Raw genomic sequence first — 19,005 nt, forward strand, 5'->3', positions numbered from 1 at the left:
ACAATGATTAGAGTTGGAGTAGATGTTGGTGGAACAAATACGGACTTAATTCTAACAGGTCTGGGACAAAAGCATGTTTACCATAAGGTCCCTTCTACAAAAGCCGATCAGTCAATCGGTATTATTCAAGGTGTAAAAGAAATTTGTGATAAAGCCGGTATTGAGCCAAGTGATATTGATATGTTTTTACATGGGACAACAGTCGCTACAAATGCCCTGATTGAGCATGAAGGTTCCAAAACGGGTTTAATCACTACAAAAGGTTTTAGAGATATTCTGCATATTGGCAGACATAGACGCCCTCACAATTTTTCAATCATGCAAGATATCCCCTTCCAAGTAAAACCACTGATTGAAAGAAAGCATCGAAAAGTAGTAAATGAGCGAATTATCCCTCCTGGAGACATATTTGTACCATTAGATGAAAGCGAAGTCCTTTCCGCCATTAATGAACTTAAAGCATCTGGTATTAAATCCATTGCAGTGGCATTCTTATTTTCTTTCTTGAATCCCATTCATGAAAAGCGTGTGGGCGAGTTGATCGCTGAACTTTATCCTGAAGCTGAAGTATCCCTTTCACACGAGGTTATTTCACAATACCGTGAATTTGAACGATTTACAACAACAGCCATCAATGCTTTTACAAAGCCAAAAATGAGATCTTACATGAAATCTCTCGAAAAAGGCTTAAAGGAAATTGGTTGTGGGGCTGAAATTTTAATCATGCAATCAAACGGCGGAATCAGCGGCATTGATGGTGTTTCTGAAAAACCTGTTTCCACATTAATGTCCGGACCAGCAGCTGGTGTTATTGGAACACAATTTATTGGGAATCTCCATAACCATACAAAATTAATCGGTCTTGATATTGGGGGCACATCCGCTGATATTACAGTCATACCAGAACAACTTTTAGAAATCGACTTCCAAAACTGTAATATAGCTGGTTATCCTGTGTTATTCCCCCAGTTGGATGTCATCTCAATTGGTGCTGGCGGAGGCAGTATTGCATGGGCCGACAGTGGCGGCGGTTTTAACGTTGGTCCAAGAAGTGCAGGTGCCGAACCAGGTCCAGCCTGTTATAATCGCGGCGGTACAGAAGCTACGGTTACTGATGCAAATGTGATACTAGGGCGAATTGACCCAAATAATTTCTTAGGCGGCAGAATTGAACTTCAAAAACATTTATCTGAAGAATCAATGGGAAACTCTATATGTGAGCCGTTTAATATGGATGTGAAAGAGGCGGCCCTATCCACTCTTGAAATTATGAATGCAAACATGGTAAAAGCAATTCGTCTCCATTCGATTCAAAGAGGTTATGACCCTCGGGAATTCGCTCTGGTTGCATTTGGTGGCGCCGGTCCACTTCATGGCTGCGATGTGGCAGATGCCCTGGATATCCCAACAATACTTATTCCGCCTGCACCTGGTATTACTTCAGCAATGGGACTGTTGTCTACTGACTTGAAATTTGACTTTATTCGTACCATTGGCGTTCTGCTAGATTCTGCTAAAGAATCACGGATTAATCAATATTACCTTGAAATGGTTTTAGAGGCGGAACATCAAATCGTAAAAGATAGTCAGTATGGAAAAGAAAAGCGAGAAACCATTACCATTCAGCAAATGGATTGTCGCTATGCCGGCCAAGGTTATGAGTTATCTATTGAATTCAACGGATTCACTGAAAATTGGCGCGAGGAAATTCAAAAGAAATTCGATACAGCCCACCAAGAAGCCTACGGATTTGCATTTGAAGGAAATCCTATAGAAATTATTAATCTGCGGGTTCAAACCGTGGGCTTGATGCCTGATTTGGAAGTCCCACACGCGTATGTTGCACCTCAAAGGGTTGTTGCAGCCTCTAAAGTTACAAAGGCGGTCTTTGGAACACCAAAGAATCATCAAGAATACGAAGTATCTCAATTTGAGAGAGCCGAACTGCCAAAAGGGTATATCTTAGAAGGACCTGCCATTATCAACGGGCTAGATAGCACAGTTGTCATTAATCCAAATTGGCAAGGAGAAGTTTTATATGATTCCACTATTAAGTTAACGAGAAAAGGAGTGAATTCATAAATGAGAATGAACAAAACCCTTGATCCAGTGCTTTTGCAAATAATTGGTGGAGAACTTGATAGTATTGCGAAGGAGATGGCTTATAAACTAGTCCGCAGTTCGTATTCTGTGATCATTCGTGAATCTGAGGATATGGGCTGTGCCATCCTTAATTTAGACGGCGAAGAAATTGCTGAATCAGATAATACTCCTTTCCATGTCGGCTCTTTAGTTGCTTACACACGTGGAGCGTTAAAAACATTGAAGGAACGTCGGGTACAGCTGCAGCCTGGTGATGTCCTCATTCATAATCACCCCTATTTAGGAGCCAGCCACTCCCTGGATTTAGGTGTAATTGCCCCTATATTTTATCAGGATGAACTAGTTGGCTTCGCCGGGAATACGGCACATGCTCTTGATATTGGAGGAGCTCAGCCGGGAGGATCGATGGACCTCTTTGATATGTTCTCTGAGGGAAGAATTTTTAATGCTAACTTTCTCTATAAAGCCGGCGTAAAATGTGAAGATTTATGGCATTTTATCGAAGGAAATACCCGTGCCCCAAGAGAGGTAATTGGCGATTTAAAATGCCAGGTGGCATCTGCCCAATATGGCGTGAAACGATATACTCAGTTAATTGATAAATATGGACTTGATACAGTTAAATTGTATTCCGAAGAACTAATCAATTATTCGGAAAGAATGCTTCGAGCAGAAATTGAAAAGATACCAGATGGCGAATATTACGCTGCCGGATATCTAGATGATGATGGTATTCATCGGGATCAGCCAGAAAAAATTGGTGTTAAAGTTATTGTAGAGGGCAGTAACATCACAGTCGATTTATCTGAGGCACCGCCACAAAGACCAAATGCTTTAAACACCCCTTTTGAAGGAAGCACCTGTGTGGCAGTATACAGTTTATTTAGGTCTTTATTGCTAGATACGTATTTAACAGATAAGTATATTCCTGCAAATTCCGGTGGATTCCGCCCTATTAATATAGTGGCACCAGAAGGAACAATCTTTAATCCTAAATTTCCTGTAGCAACACAAATCCGTTTCTGTCCTGCTAACCGAGTGGCAGACCTGATCCTCCAAGCCTTAGCCCCTGTCATGCCAGACCGAGCTACTGCCGGAAACAGTGCCCAATTAAACGGGATGTACATGAGCGGAACGTATGAAAACGGAGACTACTGGATTACGATTGAAGTAGATGAAGGCTCCTATGGGGGAAGACCTGGCAAGGATGGAATGGATGCGGTCGACTGTTTATCAGCAAACATTAAGAATCAGCCAATCGAAGAGCTGGAGCTCCACCTACCGTTCAGATTTTATAGATATGAGTTAATCGAAGAAAAATTCGGAGCCGGAAAATACCGTGGAGGCACTAGTGCGGTGCGTGAGTATGAATTTTTGACTCCATCTGTTATTACAACTGAGTCTGAACGTCATAGTGAGATTGATCCGCCGCCTGGTGTGCACGGTGGGAAGCCAGGTACACCTGGAGCATTCTATAAAGTCAATTTAAATGGTGAACAGGAAAAACTATACTCTAAGAATAATGCAGCTACTTTTGAAAAAGGCGAACGTCTTGTCATTTATGGAGTAACCAGTGGTGGATATGGGGATCCAATGGAACGTGATATCAATAAAGTTTTAAATGACTACTTAGACGGGTTAATCAGCTTGAAACAAGCAAGAGAGGATTATGGAGTAGTAATTAAAGGCAAACAGATCGATCTTGAAGAAACGAAAAAAATACGCTCGGTTTCTGTGGATGTAGAAATACTCAAGTAAGCAAAAAAAGCGTCTATACCAAGCTCTTAAACAGGCTTGGATATAGGCGCTTTTTCTTTTAGCTGGATGAAACTAACCTCTTAGCAAGTAAATAGACAGGGCGATCGATTAATTTCCCCTCCAGGTCAATTGCACCTGAATGGGTGGAAGATTCAAATACATTAATTACTTTCATACACCATTCGAGTTGTTTTTTAGTAGGTGCATAAACCTCTTTCACCCATTCGGTTTGCTTAGGGTGGATTACCATTTTTCCATAGAAACCAGTTTGTTTTCCCTTTATTGTATCTTCTATAAAACTCTCCCTATCATTAATGATAGGAAATACTGCATCAATTGGAGGATTTGCTCCACATGTTCTCGAGGCTAACACCAATTTTGACATGGCATATGAGCGTTCTATTCCTTCTTCGGACCAATCCACTCCAATATCCAAAGCAAAATCAACAGAACCAAAAGCTACTTTCTTTACTGCCGGATGACTCTTAAGAATGTCTTCAATATTCATAACCCCTGCAGCAGACTCGATGAGAGGAATAATTTCTATATCCTTGTTTAGCAGCTCCGCAGCAAGTGAAATGGATGTTTTATCCTCACTCTTCGGAATCATTATTCCATCTAATCTTTTTAGTTCTTTCACCATATTTATATCTTTAAAAAACCATGGTGTTTTAAGGGAATTAATTCTAACGTACAGTTTGGATCGAACCGTGTTGATTTCCTCAGTGTCGAATATAGAGGAAACTAATTGTCTAGCCATTGCTTTTTCATTTGATGGAACGGAATCTTCCAGGTCAATAATGACAGCATCGGTGTGAAGATTTATGGCCTTTTGCATCTTTTTTTCACTGTTACCAGGAGCAAATAAATAGACTTGGCCCAAATGATTCATCTCCTTATAAAAGAAGGAGTAGAAACTTGAGTATCTACTCCTCTGCTATTTAAATAATTCCCTTACTTTTTAGCTGTTCAATATACTCTGAACTGTACCCCAGCAGGCTCCCATAAATATCTTCATTATGCTCGCCTAAACCCGGTCCTGCTTTGTATTCTGGTTGATCATTTGACAGTTTAATAGGTGTCCCAAGCATTTTTACATTACCAAATGTTGGCGTATCCACTTCGACAATCATATTCCTTTCTTCAACCAGTGGTTGCTTTAAGGCTTCCTCTACCGTGTTTACTGGTGCAATGGGAACCTTTCCCTTCAACTTTTCAAGCCAGTACTCAGTTGTCTGCTGTAAAAATAGTGATTCCAGCTTGTCTAATAAATCTTTCTTATTGTTAAAGCGGGATTGGAAATTCTTGTACCTTTCATCCATTGCCAGTTCTGGTGCTTCTAATCCCTCGCACAGGATAGAGAAAAACTTTTCTTTGTTACACATCACCACCACATTCCCGTCCTTGGTTTGAAACTGCTGTGACGGCACAAGTGTTGGATGGGCAGAATTTGCGGTTCTAAGCGGTTCGTAGCCCTTATTCAAATGCCAGATGGCTAGATAGTTTAATACGGAAAGGGATGTGTCAAATAAGCTAACATCCACATCTGACCCAACCCCATGGTTTTGAGCCTGATAAATACCTATCATTAATCCTAAAGCAGCCATCATCCCAGTGGAAAAGTCTATGATGGAAAGGCCGTACTTAGAGGGTGGCCCGCCTGGTTCTCCAGTCAGACTCATATGCCCATTCATCGCTTGCAACAAATAATCATAGGCAGGTTCTTTTGTCATCGATCCCCATGTTCCAAACCCGGATAAAGAACAGGTAACAATTTTAGGGTTTAAGTGTTTGAGATGTTTATAGTTAATCTTTAGCTTTTCAGGTACATCTCCTCTTAGATTATTAAAAACTGCATCTGACTTCTTTACTAGTTCTTCAAAAATCTTTCTTCCTTCTTCAGATTTTAGATTTAAGGAGATACTCTTTTTATTGCGGTTCAATGCCTGAAAAAATAAACTGTCGTTATTTTCCGCATAAGGAATAACAAATCTAGAAACATCCCCCTTTGTGCCAGGATCTTCAACCTTAATTACCTCGGCTCCTAAATCTGCCAGGTGAAGCATGGCATAAGGTCCTGCCCCGTATTGAGAGACAGCAATGATTCTCATCCCTTCTAATGGTCTCATCTTATCCCCTCCCAGTCAGGACTCTTATGATTGATTGCGGTGTGTATAAGGACGTGGAGCAAACTCACGTTTAGGCACTAATAATTTTCGTCTGTAGCTCATTACGTCTTCTTCTCTCTGATTACTAATAGTAGTTTCCACATAGACGATGCCACGGTCATCTTTACTCGTTTCCCTTTTATCTAAAATTCTTGTTCTGCCATATAGGGTATCACCATGAAATGTTGGTTTTAAATGTTTGATATTTTCATATTCAAGCATGGCAATTGCGGCCCCGCTAATATCATTCACTGTCATACCGACTGCAATAGAAAAGACAAGTGTTCCGTTCACTAGATTCTGTTTAAATTGCGTTTTTGATGCGTAATGGGCATCGATGTGAAGGGGATGCTGATTAAGAGCGAGCAAACTGAACATCATATCATCCGCTTCTGTAATGGTTCTTCCTGGCCAGTGCATGATCACGTCACCTACATTAAAATCCTCATATACTCTTCCAAATGGTGTATGAATTTCCGCCATACTGTGTTCCTCCTCGTCTCTATCAATATGAATTTTAGATTTTATATTTTTGAACTAACCCTTTGCTAATAATAATTTTCTGCATTTCATTTGTCCCTTCACCAATCAGCATGAGTGGCGAATCACGATAATACCTTTCTATATTGAACTCTTTTGTATAGCCATAGCCTCCATGAATTCTCATCGCTTCACCTGCTAGTTCAAAACCTACTTCTGTCGCAAATAATTTGGCCATTCCCGCTTCCAGGTCACAACGCTCACCATTTTGAAGCTTCGTCGCAGCATTTAACGTTAATAAACGAGCTGCTTCTAATTTTGTGCCCATCTCACCCAGTTTTAATTGAATAGCTTGATGCTCACAAATTGGCACCCCAAAGGTCTTACGCTGCTGGGAATATTTGATGGAGTCTTCAAAAGAAGCTCGTGCCAAGCCCACACCACGTGCCGCTACATTCACACGACCTAACTCGAGGCCGCCAAGTACTTGCTTAAATCCTTTTCCTTCCTCGCCACCAATTAACTGGTCAGCAGGCACACGGAAATTTTCAAAGGTGATTTCACAAGTCTTTACTCCTTTGTAGCCCAACTTGTCAATATCACGTTGAACTTCAAATCCTTCCCCGCCTTTTTGAATTAAAAATAAACTGATTCCTTTATAACGAGGCTGCGTCTTTGTATCCGTCTTTGCCGCCAAAATAAAGGTATTACCATATCTAGCGTTGGTAATCCACATCTTACTTCCATTCACCACGTAATGGTCTCCGATTTTTTCAGCTTTTGTTGACATATTCTGAACATCCGTACCTGCATCGGCTTCAGAAAGTGCAAGACCACCGCGCCATTCCCCAGTTGCAAATCTTGGCAGGAATTTACGCTTTTGTTCCTCTGTTGCATATTTCTGAACAATATAGGCCATGATGAGGTGGCTATTTAAAATTCCTGCAATACTCATCCAATGCCGGGTAATTTCTTCAATGACAAGTGCATAGGTGACAAAGTCCACCCCAAATCCGCCATACTCTTCTGAAATGGTAAATCCAAAGAAACCAAGTTCCTTCATTTTTTCCACGATTTCATGCGGGTACTCATCTGCGTGTTCAAGTTTACTTGCAACCGGAGCAATTTCTTTTTTACAAAAGTCCTTCACTAAATCAAGGACTTGTTGTTTATCTGGTGCGAGGGTAAATAAACTCATGCAAAAACTCCTCCTTTTAATAGAACAGAAAATTCACTAACTTTGTGAAAATTTTCTATTGTACGTACTCCCTTTACTAATTGCAGCTGCTGTTTCTGATCAAATACGGGGGCAGTTACGTAATTAAATTTCGTTATCATTTCTTCCCACGATAATGGATTTTCTGGATCTCCTTTTGGATAATCAATTCGATTAGAGAAGGTTCCCTTGGTGGTTTCAATCTCTACTCTTGCTGGCCATTTTTTCGGAAACTCCTTTTCGAGCTCCTCGTCTCTAAAGCAGTACACTTTTTTCATCATTTCTTTCACTTCTGGTAAAGCTACAACCAAATCATCATATTGCTCTAGTAACGTATTTCTATAAATAACAGCAGCCGCCGCACCGAAATGCATACTAAACTGAGCATCAACCGTAGATTGTGGATTCCGCTTTTCTTCTTCTGGCTGCGCCACAATCGGAAGACCTGTTTGAACTATAAAAACATTGATTTTTTCAATATCGCCAGGTTTCAAATCAAGTGATTTGACCATCTCAAGAATAAGGTCTAATGGCCCCTGCTTATAACGGCAGCAGGCATGTGGCTTAATACTTGATTTCAAGATAAAGTTATCCTCATTCAAATATCTCCCTGTCAAAGAGCCTACATTAAGCTCACCCGAATAGGCTTTTGCAAAACCTTTATCCCCTTCAATAATGGAATTTGGGCCGGTGAACCCTGCTTTTGCCAGTTCTGCGGCAATAATACCGTTATGAGCAGCCCACCCTGGATGAAGCCGTTTAGTCCAGGATCCTGTGTTTAGGAATTCCATAGAAGCAGCTGCCTGGCTGCCCACAATTCCTAATGCGTTAACCGTTTGTTCATAAGTTAAGCCCATTAATTTACTTGCTGTAGCCGCTGCAGCAACAGCCCCAACTACTCCCGTAGGATGAAAACCACGGGCATAAACACTTGAGGGATTCAACGCTCTTCCAAGTTGTCCCATTACTTCGTAGCCGATTACGGACGCTACAATCAAATCTTCTCCTGATTTTTCATAAGCGTCTGCAAGTGCGAAAGCTGCTGGGAAAACAGCAACTGCAGGATGGAGTGATGCTTCATTAATGACATCGTCCAGCTCCAAGCTATGTGAAGCGGATCCATTTGCCAATGCAGCATATTGTGGAAGCGGGCTTAAATCTTGTGCCCCGATAATAATGCCCTTTCCCTGTCCGCCATGAGTTCTAATGAAATCATGAATAGGTTTACTTGATTCAAATTGACTACCCCTTGCAGCCAATCCAATAAAGTCCAGTGCTAGATATTTTGTTCGGTCAATCACTTCTTCGCTTAAATCCTGATACTGTAAGTTGTGTACCATTTGGGCAAAAGTTTCTGCAATCTTCATTTGTTTCCTCCTTAAACTAATCGTTTAATTTTTGCTCTCACCAAATATAAAGCAAGTTCCGTGCCAACTTTTAGAAAATGGAAAAGAAAGAAGAAAATATATTCAAAAACTCATTGGTATCAAGTGTATCCAAAATTATTTTTTAATAATTTTGATTTTTTCGAAAAGTAATTCCCAAAATATAGGTAGGTATATAAGTAAGGCGTTTCAATTAGTTTCATCACCTCTCAATAAATGAAACACTTTGTTAAACACAGGCCTTTGAACACTTCTATCTCATAGAAGAATTTTTAATAAAGTAAAGATTAATGTTTCAAGTTCTTCCAAAATAAAAAAGGCACCAATAAAAATTGGCACCCCATTTTGTTCAGTTTATTACTTTAGTAAAATGGCTGATAATCCGGCTGTTTGAAAGAATATCACCATATCTATTTCGTATATCAAATAAATTTGCACGGTGAGGTTCAACTCCCTGATCGCCTACACATTCCTCCGCAATGATAGTACGGAAACCATAAGAAAACGAGTCAATCGCAGTCGCTCTGATACAGCCACTTGTTGTACAGCCGGCAATAATAACCGTATCAATTTGACTACTAATTAATATGTTCGTTAAGTCCGTATTAAAAAATGCAGATGGCATTTTCTTCACAATGACGACGTCTTCCTCTTTTACTTCCAGCTCATCATCAATCTCAACCCACTTTGACCCCAAAGTTACTTCAGAAAGAGTACTTACTTTTAAAGGCCAAAGTCCCATATCTTTTTTGTCTTTTCGATAACCAACAACTGTATAGATAATAGGCAGGTTTTCTTGTCTTGCAAGGGAAATTAACTCCTTCGTTTTTTGAACGGCTGCAGTTATTAATTGACTCCCCCCTAATGGTGATTCTTCGCTTGTAAAAGCCTTTTGAAAGTCAACTATAACGATAGCAGGTTTTTTACCTATTTCTACGCTCCCTTGTCCATATCCAGCTTTCCGATAGGGATTTTCTGACATTTACACTCCCCCTTAAGGTTAATTGGTTACCTGTTCTTTTTCCATATTAGACCGGAGTTCTGAGGTGGCAGATAAATCAAGCTTGCCCTCCGAATTGATGACCACTCCGTATACATCGCGGGCTGTCTCCAAGCTGATATACTGATCAAGTACATCTTCAAGAACATCTTCCGGAATTCGTTCAAATGGATTCCCATATCCCCCTGCGCTTGGAGTCTTGATTAAAAGCGTGTCCCCTGCATTGATTTTGTAATTTGTAACCTTTGCATGCAGGTTTTTCTCATTTTCTGTCCTACGATTTAAAACAAGTGCACCCGTTTCACCATCACGCCCTCCTCTTACACCTTTTGGCGGGTCATAATGTCTGTCTCCTTCACCAGTAAAAAGAGTATTCGTGAAAAACTCCCATTCCCTTGCAATTCCAATCCCCCCCCGCCATTTTCCGGCTGCAGGTTCTTCCTCTCTTAACTCGTAGCGATGGCAGCGCATCGGAGTTCTCATCTCTAATTCTTCTACAGGGTTATTACGTGTATTAGCGACGAGTGTATCGACTCCGTCTAATCCGTCCTTTCCATATCTTCCGCCGTACGATCCCTCATTAATCTCGATACTAATCCAGTAGGAACCAGAATCAGGATTTACTCCAGCGTAGGAGTTAGCATGAATATGTGCGGAGTTCCCCGCAGTTGTTTTGGTCGGCAAAATTTGCGAAAACGCCAAATTCACTTGATCTGCCAAACGGTTTACTTGATTAAATCTGGCAAAGCAAGAAGCCGGGAATCTTGGATTGAAAATAGTACCTAAAGGTGCTATGACCTTAATCGGGCGAAAAATCCCGCTATTCTGTGGAACAAAAACCTCCGAATTTGCTTCATCTAAAAGAATTGAACGTACGATGGTATAGATAGCTGGCAATGTTGATCCAGAGAAGGGAACATTATAGCCTGTTTCCACTTGTGGCGAACTTCCTGTTAGATCCACAATGATTTCACTGCCTCTGATTTCCAGACTTGTTTCAATCCTTAACGGAACACCGTAATTGCGGCCATCATCATCCAGCCATCCGGTAGGTGCTTTGTAAATCCCATCCGGAAGTTTTTCAATTTCTTTCCTTAACATTTGCTCAGAATAATCCATCCAACGCCGCTCCGCTGATTTTAACGTTTCTAAATCATAACGTTCAATTAATTCCAAATATCGTTTTCTACCTAAGCGTGCAGAGGCGATCATTGCCTCAATGTCACCTTTGTTCTCTTTAGGTGTGCGGACGTTCTCAAGCACATGCTTCCAGATTTCTTCATTTTTTACACCCTTACTGTAAAGTTTAAGGGCATTGTAATGTTTACCTTCCGCAAAGACATCGACCACATCGACCATTAAACCAGGAGACATTCCCCCCACATCCAAGACATGCCCGGTATTAGCTGCATAGGCAACGAGTTTATCCTTGTAGAAAATAGGAACAATAACCGCTAAATCAGGCGTGTGAGATGCGCCATAATAAGGGTTATTATGGAGTATCACATCTCCATCCTGTATATCGTCTTTCAGAAAATGCTTGACCCCTGCTATATAACCAGGAAGTGAGCCAATGTGCATTGGAGAAGAATCACTTTCACAAAGTTCATTTCCATCTTCATCAAATAATCCAGCTCCTAAGTCCTCAGATTCACGAATAATACTGGAGTACGCCATTCTATAAAGAACTAGGGCCATCTCCTTTGCAATCGCATTTAATGAACCAGCAATAACGCCTAATGTTACAGGATCAATGTTTTTTTCGTGTGATTCTCCCATAATTGTAACCCCTTCCATTTTTATCTTCTTATTAAAAAGGTAATCTTCAATGATTACCTTATTTTGTAACCATGGCAACATTTTTTAGATTCTTACTCGCATTCTTGTCCTGCATATCAATAACGATATTGCCATACTCATCAAAGAGAGCTTTACATAAAGGAGGAATAACTGTTGTACTATCCTTTTGTTGGATAATTGCTGGACCTGTTAATGTGGTACCATTTGGAATGTCTGAACGATGGTAAAATGACGTTTCTACCTCTTCTAATTGATCATTCACCCAAAAGTAAACAGGTGCCTTCTTTACCTTTTTAGGATTAAACTCTAATGTCTGCGGTTGTGGAACTAAGCTGCTTTCATTTGTAACAATACCTATACCGATTAAACGAATGTTTATCGCCATTACTTCTTGATCTTCAAATTTGCTTGCATATTCTCTTTCATGTACAGCATGGAAGGAATTGACGACTTCCTCAGCCCATTCTTCATTAATTTCACCTGTAGGCGCTTCTACACGTAATTCATAGCCCTGGCCTTCATAACGACAATCACATACTCTTTTTAAAATGATTTTATCTTCACTGATTCCATCTGCTTTTAAAGAACTAATTGCTTGTTCTTCCAATCTGGCAAACTCTTGACGCAGCTTTTCGATATTGCCAATTTTAAATGAACTCCACACGGTAGAAACCTGTTCATAGGTAATATCCGTACCAAGCAGTCCGATTGCCGCTGTAATACCTGGGAACGGAGGTACGACTACGTAAGGGATGTTCAGCTCTTCTGCAATATCACAAGCAAACAATGGACCTGCACCTCCTGCTGCTACCAATGTAAACTCCCGTGGGTCATACCCCTTCCTCACACTGTTCATTTCGATAGCGTTGACCATGTTGTGCGTCATAATTTTTAAGGCTCCGGCTGCTGCATCCAGAACATTTATGTTTAATTTTTCGGCAATATGCTCTTTGTAGACTTTTTCCGAGAGTTCCGGCTTTAATTCCATACTTCCAGCAAGCCTGTTTTCCCCTCGAATTCTTCCTAATAAAACATTCGCATCTGTAGAGGTTGGTAATGTTCCGCCGCGGTTGTAACAAGCTGGACCAGGATCGGCACCGGCACTTTGTGGGCCCACACGGAAGATTCCACCTTCGTCCACATAGGCGATGGAACCTCCCCCAGCACCTATCGTATCGATATCCACCATTGGAATCATGGCATTATATTGACCAATTCTTGTATCCAATAAGTGACGCATTCTCATTTCTCCGCCTGGTGCTACGCCGATATCTGCTGAGGTACCGCCGATATCCAGTGTGATGACATTTGAAAAACCAGCGTTTTGGGCTGCTTTAATTCCACCAATAAGACCTGCAACTGGACCTGATAAAAGTAAATTGATTGGTTTTTCTGCAGCCATTTCAGAGGTAGCAATCCCACCATTTGATTGCATGAGGTGTAATTCTGACTTTACCCCCATATCCTCAAGGTTCTTTTTAAGTTTCTTTATATAATTGCTTGTTTTAGGACCGATAAACGCATTTAGTGCAACAGTACTAAACCGTTCATACTCCCTGTATTGAGGAAGGACTTCATTACTAATAGAAAGGAAAACCTCTGGGTACTCTTCCAAAATGATTTCCTTTACGCGATTCTCGTGTTGAGGATTTTTAAAGGAGAACAAGAAACACACGGCAATGGCATCGACTTTTGCCTCTTTTAATTTTCGGACGTGTTCTCTTGTTTTTTCTTCATCAAGAGGTAATAATACTTCACCCTCTGCAGTGATACGTTCAGAGACCACCAAACGATTGCGTCTCCTAACAAGAGGGTATTTCTGCCAAGGTAGATCTTGATAGAGCGAGAAATTATATGGGCGTTTGTGTCTTGCGATATGTAATACATCACGGAATCCCTCCGTGGTCAGCATTCCTACACTTGCACCATTATGCTCCAAAACAATATTTGTTGCTACAGTCGTTCCATGGAAAAATTGCTCGATTTGCCCAGGATGGATATTTGCCATTTCGCATATTTCGAAGACACCTTTAATTACGGCTTCGGATGGGTCTTTAGGAGTTGAAGGTACTTTATGGACAATCGCTCTACCTCCATGTGTATCAGACAAAATCAAATCTGTGAATGTACCTCCTACATCAACACCAATTTTCATATCTTTCTCCTCCTTTTCAATCTAGCAACATTCAAAGGAGATAGGGTCGCCTAACATCCATATTCCATCGAACTAGTATTATGGTTTAGTAAAACGGATGTTTTTATGATTCGGCACTATTTTCCTTATATCCTGCTACTAGTAAATAATATATTTTCACTAACTATACCTTGCAAATTTCATGCCAACTATTACATTAATAATGAAATTAGCAAAAACTATCGTAAAATTGCAAATATTCTCACTTTAATTATTGTTCAAGGGTATTACTTTTCGAACTATTAAATTATTTATGTTTCATGGCTGTTTCATTATTCTATTAGATGAAACACAAAGATTAACAAATTTAAACAGAGCCTACGCCCTAATCCTTATAAAGGGGGAGGTATCTGAACAGAACCATCATTATATCTTCACTGAAAATACCTTGGTTCCTGAATTATTCAAACAAGAAGAACTGGAAGAGCTAAAGAAGCATACCGTTCTATTGGGATATTTTAATTTGGGGATGATATTTGGATTGCTTAAAAATGCGAGGAAAACGAGTGGACAAATACAGCTTTAAAATTTATTTTAAAGACACATTAGGGAAATTGTGGAACGAGGAGGGGAAGCAAAAGCCCCATGCAAAAGTACCAAGGCATCCGAATTACATTTGGGATCAATTATCAGACGATCGGCTCTGGGTTGTGAACGTCCTTTAATAATATCGGGAGTTTCTAATAAGAAAAAAATCGAAGTTATCCCTAACTTCTGGCCAACCTTGTCGTATCCCCCGTTAACAATCCGCGAAACCACGTTTTGGTAAGTGAGGTTCCCTTCCTTGTGCCATGAGGTATAGTCAAATAGCTCATTTTCTAATGCTTGCCCCGGATTGGTTCCGTCAATAACCATTCCCAGAGCTTCACTATCTCTTTCGTGTTTCTCGAAGTGTAAACACCTCGGGATATGTCCGGTTTCCTTATTCCAAAGGATGTCGCTGCCATTACATGCGTGCGGGCAGTCTAAAAGTCTTTCTCCTTGTTTCACAATCTCTTCCTCGATTTTTCTGATGTCCATGCCTTCACCCCATACATTAGATATTACATCATATCGAAAATGAGGGAATTTTATACCCTTTCCGGATTCCATGAATTGATAGATTTTTTCGACCGTCTTTTGTTCCACAAATGCATATCGGTATTCAGGGGAGCTAATCTCCGAGTTGAGAATAGCAGTGGATGGAAAAACCGCCGAATTACAAAAAGCCACTCAGTCAGAGCGGCTTTTTACCTGGTTTTCGACAATGCGGGCATCCCGAACCCCTCGTAGTCCTATTGGCAATACTAGCTTTCCATTCGTGTGATGGATTTAATAGGCACGTCCACCAAACTTTCTTTTTACTTGCCTTAGTTACATCTTCCGGTTTCAACGTTCCAATTTTTTTGGATGCCACTGTTTGGCGATCTCAAGGTATAATGTAGCCAATGAATTGGATTCATGGACAACCTTTCCTGCACATATTGGGCAATTGTTACCTGCCTTTCGGTTAAAAACCTGTACTTTCCATTCATGTGCAGCGTTATTGGGACATTGCCACCATGCTTTAGCTCCAGAGCCGGGCACAAAAATATTAAGCATTTTAGCTCGATTCTTAGAGGAAATATAAGGTGTAACAAATGCAAAGAAAGGTATTCTTTTGAGGAAGTTAAGGAAAAGTTCAATAAGGATATTTGTACTTTAATAACAGAGAAAATTGTTAATAGGAATACAGAAGTTGGAATATCTTTGTCCAAATGGCCATCATAACACCACTGCTTTACGACTCTTTCTTAAACGAAAAAATTATGAATGCGATCGTTGTAGAAAAGAAGGATATTACAACTTAATAATCCAGAAGGCAAAAAGTCAAGGTCATACTATCCTTAATAATTTCTATGAGAATCAAAATACAATAATTATGTATGTCGATAAGTATGGAAAAAAGAGAGTACGCAGAACCATATACCCTCGATTGTTCCGACAATTTAGTTATCTTAGCTAAACATACCTTTAAATGCCCGAATCACTTTAAGAGCCTTTTCATTTTCTTTTGTCATTTTGGTTTCGGACTTCAGACGGGTAACTTTCTTTGCTTCAACCTTTTTCGGTTTCTTTTTATCTCCCATTTCCTCTCCCTCTCTTCTTGTAACTTCTGGTACTAACCTATACAAGAAAAGGTGGTTTTATACATAAAAAAAGCAAGATGCGTCATAGCACCTTGCTTAGTGATTTCCAATGTATTGAAGAACCTTTTTGTTCATCTCTTTCACATTCTGAGACATCCGGCTGGTTGATTTATCTGATAAATGTGTGGTCTTGCTTGCTCTGGCAAGTGTTGACCCAGCCGTTTCTTTCGTCTTAGCGCCACCCGTTTTACCTGCTGATTTAAGAGTACGCCCCATTGGCTTCATATAATGCCCTCCCCGTCAGTGGTCTTTTTACCATTATACCACTCATTTAATGAAACGAATAAAAAAGATAGATTAAATTGGTAATATGAACAGCATCAACTTCAAGAAGCTCGCCGCTTGTATTCTTTAAGACGATAAGCATGCTTCTTTGTTCCATATATACCGGAACAATCATGCTATCCTCTTTTATCAGGGAAATAATCTCAGAATGAAAAAGGGAGGAAACGTATTCTTCCTTCTCATTCCCTAACTCAAAGGAATTAAGCCTTTCGATGTCATCTACTAGCCTATTGATCGCTTGAAGGAGCGAAACGTCTTCAATATACGTTTCAAGTTCTTCGTTGTTCATTTTTGCTCTTTCTTCACTTGGTATAAGGTTAGCATCAAAGGGTTCAACCGCCAGTTCCCATAGTTGAAGGGCAAATCCATACTGGTCAGAATACAGTTTCAGATATTTCTCTAATTCGTCCCTTTCAAAAATGGCATTTGGTTCAGGAATCGCTTCCTCCTCAAAATACGTGCCTGCATTCTGAATCATCTCTGACATTGTTCCTACACGTCTCATTGTCCCTCTATGAATCTTGTTATTTGCTTCAATAACATTTTCCACATAATCCCCATACTGAAACTCCGCCTTCCAGATTTTCATTATACTTGGCGTTAATATCAGTGATAGGTCAATAAAGATAACAATTGCCGTCAGGGTAATCAAAAACTGCCAATTGGATATCTTTATTTCATCCATTAGGATGCCCAATGCCACTGCACCTATAAAAATGGTATAAAGGGTTTTTCTTAATGCCCTTAGAGAAGCATGGTATTTCATATTATCAACCAGGAAAAACACCAGGTTCCCGATAGAAAAAGCCAACAATATACTTACAAAAATCTTAAATGCCACTCCCCCAACTCCTCTCTTACTTCTTTCTTTCTACGAGTGGTTGAATTGCCTTCTTTTATTCTATCATAATGAAATATCTTCCTGAGCAATTTGAAATAAAAAGATGCCATAATCTAGGCATCCTCCTTCTCGACACAAGGTACTATAACATCTTGGGATGGACTATTTGCGTATATGCTTCTCAAGCTCCTGGCGGATATTATCCGAAATAGGTTCAGCCTTTCTTACTTTTTTATTAAAATTGACATAGGTAGCAGTCCCCTTAGCACATAACTCTCCTGATTGATAAAGCTCTTCCTCAAGAATAAAACTGGAATTCCCTATATGTTTAACCCATGTATGTACTTCCACTTCACGGCCATAAAAGATTTCTTTAATATAATCAATGTTAAGGTTTACTACAACGCATCTCCAGTCAGCAAATGATAAATCAGGGTTAAATATCCTAAATATATTTTCCCTGCCAGCCTCAAACCAGACAGGTACACAAGTATTATTAATGTGTCCCATACCATCTGTTTCAGAAACACGGGGTTGAATGGTTAATTTAAACAACAAATTCCCTCCAATTTAATCTATGTATTTAAACAGGCTCATAATAAGCCAATTTTTCTAAATAGTCAATCAACTGGATAAATACATACCTATAAAGAAAGTCCATTCCAGCCTGGAACGGACTTTCTTCTTTACTTAACTATTGGTAAAACCACTGATGAAAGATGCAGACTGTCATGCATGATTGTTACAATTCCCCCAAGTTGTTTACCAAACTGCGGAAGCGGGGACAAGGAATGTGGGAAATCACTCGGACCAACCGCAATTCTTAGCTTGTGCCCCTTTTGAATAAAAGCATTCGTTGGAAATATTTCTACATTGAGTTTCATAAACTGGCCTGGAACAACCTCTTCCTGCTGATTCAGCCGTAAAAGGGTGCCATGGCTGAATGAGTTCGCCATCCAGGTATCTCGATTTGCTTTTATCAAGCTTCCTGAAACTCGCAGCCAGCCAACCTGCAGTAAGCTCAGTCGATGTTCCATCAGGAGCAACATCTGTTACCCTTACAGATACTACAGCCTCTCTCGCTGTTGTTTTTATAAATAACTCAGCACCAATCGGACCCGCGCTGGAAAATATCATGAAGCACTCCTGAAATAAATGCTGGCACCTTAACATTTTCAGCGGAGAAAATAGGTGATCTCATATGCCAGTTAGGGCCATCGTAAGCCATCTCTCCGCCTGTCAGCAATTCAGACAAAGTGGTCCCCGGGAAATCCTGTTGTACTGCCTGCATGGCTAAGGATCAGTGTCGACGCATCAATTGGCTCTGTTAAAGTGTAAGTCAGTGGAAGCAGTCCTGAAGATGTAACAAGTCCCATCCTAAGCGGAATAAATCCGGTATTCATCAGGCCCCCGGACATCAATATGTCGCGGTATGTATCAGCCATTGGCACAATCGGAAAAATGGCTTTTAAAGCGGGCGGCTGCTGTGGGGCAGTTAAGAGCTGATTAATTGCACTATACGATGCTCCCCATAATCCACAACATTCCCGTCGCTCCACTTCTGCTTTGACGCCCAGTCGACCAGCTCATATCCAACTTTTTGTTCC

Annotated in this window: 19 protein-coding genes and 1 pseudogene; 2 read left to right on the forward strand and 18 right to left on the reverse strand. The window is 40.3% G+C overall.

Annotated features, from left to right (window positions below; genetic code table 11):
• The first annotated feature begins 3 nt into the window (after window positions 1-3).
• Both G8761_RS18045 and G8761_RS18050 read left to right on the forward strand, forming a co-directional pair.
• A complete protein-coding gene (locus tag G8761_RS18045) occupies window positions 4-2,082 on the forward strand; it encodes a hydantoinase/oxoprolinase family protein (protein WP_166029209.1) in 2,079 nt (692 codons plus the stop codon).
• Window positions 2,083-3,861 (forward strand): hydantoinase B/oxoprolinase family protein, encoded by a 1,779-nt coding sequence (locus G8761_RS18050; protein WP_166029211.1) that lies wholly within the window; start codon window positions 2,083-2,085, stop codon window positions 3,859-3,861.
• 58 nt (window positions 3,862-3,919) lie between these two features.
• Here the strand turns inward: G8761_RS18050 and G8761_RS18055 are convergent, their stop codons facing one another.
• The 18 genes and pseudogenes from G8761_RS18055 to G8761_RS18135 all read right to left on the reverse strand — a co-directional run bounded on the left by G8761_RS18055 (window position 3,920) and on the right by G8761_RS18135 (window position 18,957).
• Window positions 3,920-4,744 carry an HpcH/HpaI aldolase/citrate lyase family protein gene (locus G8761_RS18055; RefSeq protein ID WP_166029212.1) on the reverse strand — a complete coding sequence of 275 codons (825 nt, stop codon included), beginning with the start codon at window positions 4,742-4,744 and terminating at the stop codon, window positions 3,920-3,922.
• Window positions 4,745-4,802: 58 nt separating this feature from the next.
• On the reverse strand, window positions 4,803-5,990 hold the full coding sequence (locus tag G8761_RS18060) for a CaiB/BaiF CoA transferase family protein (protein ID WP_166029214.1): 1,188 nt from the start codon (window positions 5,988-5,990) through the stop codon (window positions 4,803-4,805).
• A 24-nt stretch (window positions 5,991-6,014) separates the two neighbouring features.
• On the reverse strand, window positions 6,015-6,512 hold the full coding sequence (locus tag G8761_RS18065; protein WP_166029216.1) for a MaoC family dehydratase: 498 nt from the start codon (window positions 6,510-6,512) through the stop codon (window positions 6,015-6,017).
• Window positions 6,513-6,546: 34 nt separating this feature from the next.
• The gene (locus tag G8761_RS18070; protein ID WP_166029218.1) at window positions 6,547-7,707 is read right to left on the reverse strand and encodes an acyl-CoA dehydrogenase family protein; all 1,161 of its coding nucleotides are present in this window, start codon (window positions 7,705-7,707) and stop codon (window positions 6,547-6,549) included.
• Window positions 7,704-9,092 (reverse strand): MmgE/PrpD family protein, encoded by a 1,389-nt coding sequence (locus G8761_RS18075; RefSeq protein ID WP_166029220.1) that lies wholly within the window; start codon window positions 9,090-9,092, stop codon window positions 7,704-7,706. Before G8761_RS18075 ends, G8761_RS18070 begins: the two co-directional genes overlap by 4 nt.
• Before the next feature lie 367 nt (window positions 9,093-9,459).
• On the reverse strand, window positions 9,460-10,092 hold the full coding sequence (locus G8761_RS18080; protein WP_166029222.1) for an isochorismatase family protein: 633 nt from the start codon (window positions 10,090-10,092) through the stop codon (window positions 9,460-9,462).
• Window positions 10,093-10,110: 18 nt separating this feature from the next.
• Entirely contained in the window at window positions 10,111-11,889 is a 1,779-nt protein-coding gene (locus G8761_RS18085; RefSeq protein ID WP_166029225.1) for a hydantoinase B/oxoprolinase family protein, read from the reverse strand.
• Between the two features lie 58 nt (window positions 11,890-11,947).
• Entirely contained in the window at window positions 11,948-14,065 is a 2,118-nt protein-coding gene (locus G8761_RS18090; RefSeq protein ID WP_166029226.1) for a hydantoinase/oxoprolinase family protein, read from the reverse strand.
• Window positions 14,066-14,638: 573 nt separating this feature from the next.
• Window positions 14,639-15,124: a hypothetical protein gene (locus G8761_RS18095; RefSeq protein WP_166029228.1), complete on the reverse strand. Its 486-nt coding sequence runs from the start codon at window positions 15,122-15,124 to the stop codon at window positions 14,639-14,641.
• A gap of 196 nt (window positions 15,125-15,320) precedes the next feature.
• Window positions 15,321-15,500: a zinc-ribbon domain-containing protein gene (locus tag G8761_RS28130; RefSeq protein ID WP_166029231.1), complete on the reverse strand. Its 180-nt coding sequence runs from the start codon at window positions 15,498-15,500 to the stop codon at window positions 15,321-15,323.
• Window positions 15,473-15,775 (reverse strand): zinc-ribbon domain-containing protein, encoded by a 303-nt coding sequence (locus G8761_RS28135; protein WP_420800267.1) that lies wholly within the window; start codon window positions 15,773-15,775, stop codon window positions 15,473-15,475. Before G8761_RS28135 ends, G8761_RS28130 begins: the two co-directional genes overlap by 28 nt.
• 305 nt (window positions 15,776-16,080) lie before the next feature.
• On the reverse strand, window positions 16,081-16,212 hold the full coding sequence (locus G8761_RS27665; RefSeq protein WP_275940718.1) for a hypothetical protein: 132 nt from the start codon (window positions 16,210-16,212) through the stop codon (window positions 16,081-16,083).
• Window positions 16,213-16,308: 96 nt separating this feature from the next.
• The gene (locus G8761_RS18110) at window positions 16,309-16,497 is read right to left on the reverse strand and encodes a hypothetical protein (protein WP_166029235.1); all 189 of its coding nucleotides are present in this window, start codon (window positions 16,495-16,497) and stop codon (window positions 16,309-16,311) included.
• 46 nt (window positions 16,498-16,543) lie between these two features.
• Entirely contained in the window at window positions 16,544-17,398 is an 855-nt protein-coding gene (locus tag G8761_RS18115; RefSeq protein ID WP_166029237.1) for a type II toxin-antitoxin system SpoIISA family toxin, read from the reverse strand.
• A gap of 162 nt (window positions 17,399-17,560) precedes the next feature.
• Entirely contained in the window at window positions 17,561-17,953 is a 393-nt protein-coding gene (locus tag G8761_RS18120; protein ID WP_166029239.1) for an acyl-CoA thioesterase, read from the reverse strand.
• Window positions 17,954-18,084: 131 nt separating this feature from the next.
• A pseudogene (locus G8761_RS18125) lies at window positions 18,085-18,571 on the reverse strand (CocE/NonD family hydrolase C-terminal non-catalytic domain-containing protein).
• Complete coding sequence (locus G8761_RS18130) at window positions 18,501-18,653, reverse strand: hypothetical protein (protein ID WP_166029243.1); 153 nt, start codon at window positions 18,651-18,653, stop codon at window positions 18,501-18,503. The pseudogene G8761_RS18125 and the gene G8761_RS18130 overlap by 71 nt, the downstream one beginning before the upstream one ends.
• The gene (locus G8761_RS18135; RefSeq protein WP_166029245.1) at window positions 18,646-18,957 is read right to left on the reverse strand and encodes a CocE/NonD family hydrolase; all 312 of its coding nucleotides are present in this window, start codon (window positions 18,955-18,957) and stop codon (window positions 18,646-18,648) included. The genes G8761_RS18130 and G8761_RS18135 overlap by 8 nt, the downstream gene beginning before the upstream one ends.
• Between the last annotated feature and the right edge of the window lie 48 nt (window positions 18,958-19,005).

It is taken from the genome of Neobacillus terrae (assembly GCF_011393025.1).
Classification (GTDB): Bacteria; Bacillota; Bacilli; order Bacillales; family Cytobacillaceae; genus Neobacillus_A; species Neobacillus_A terrae.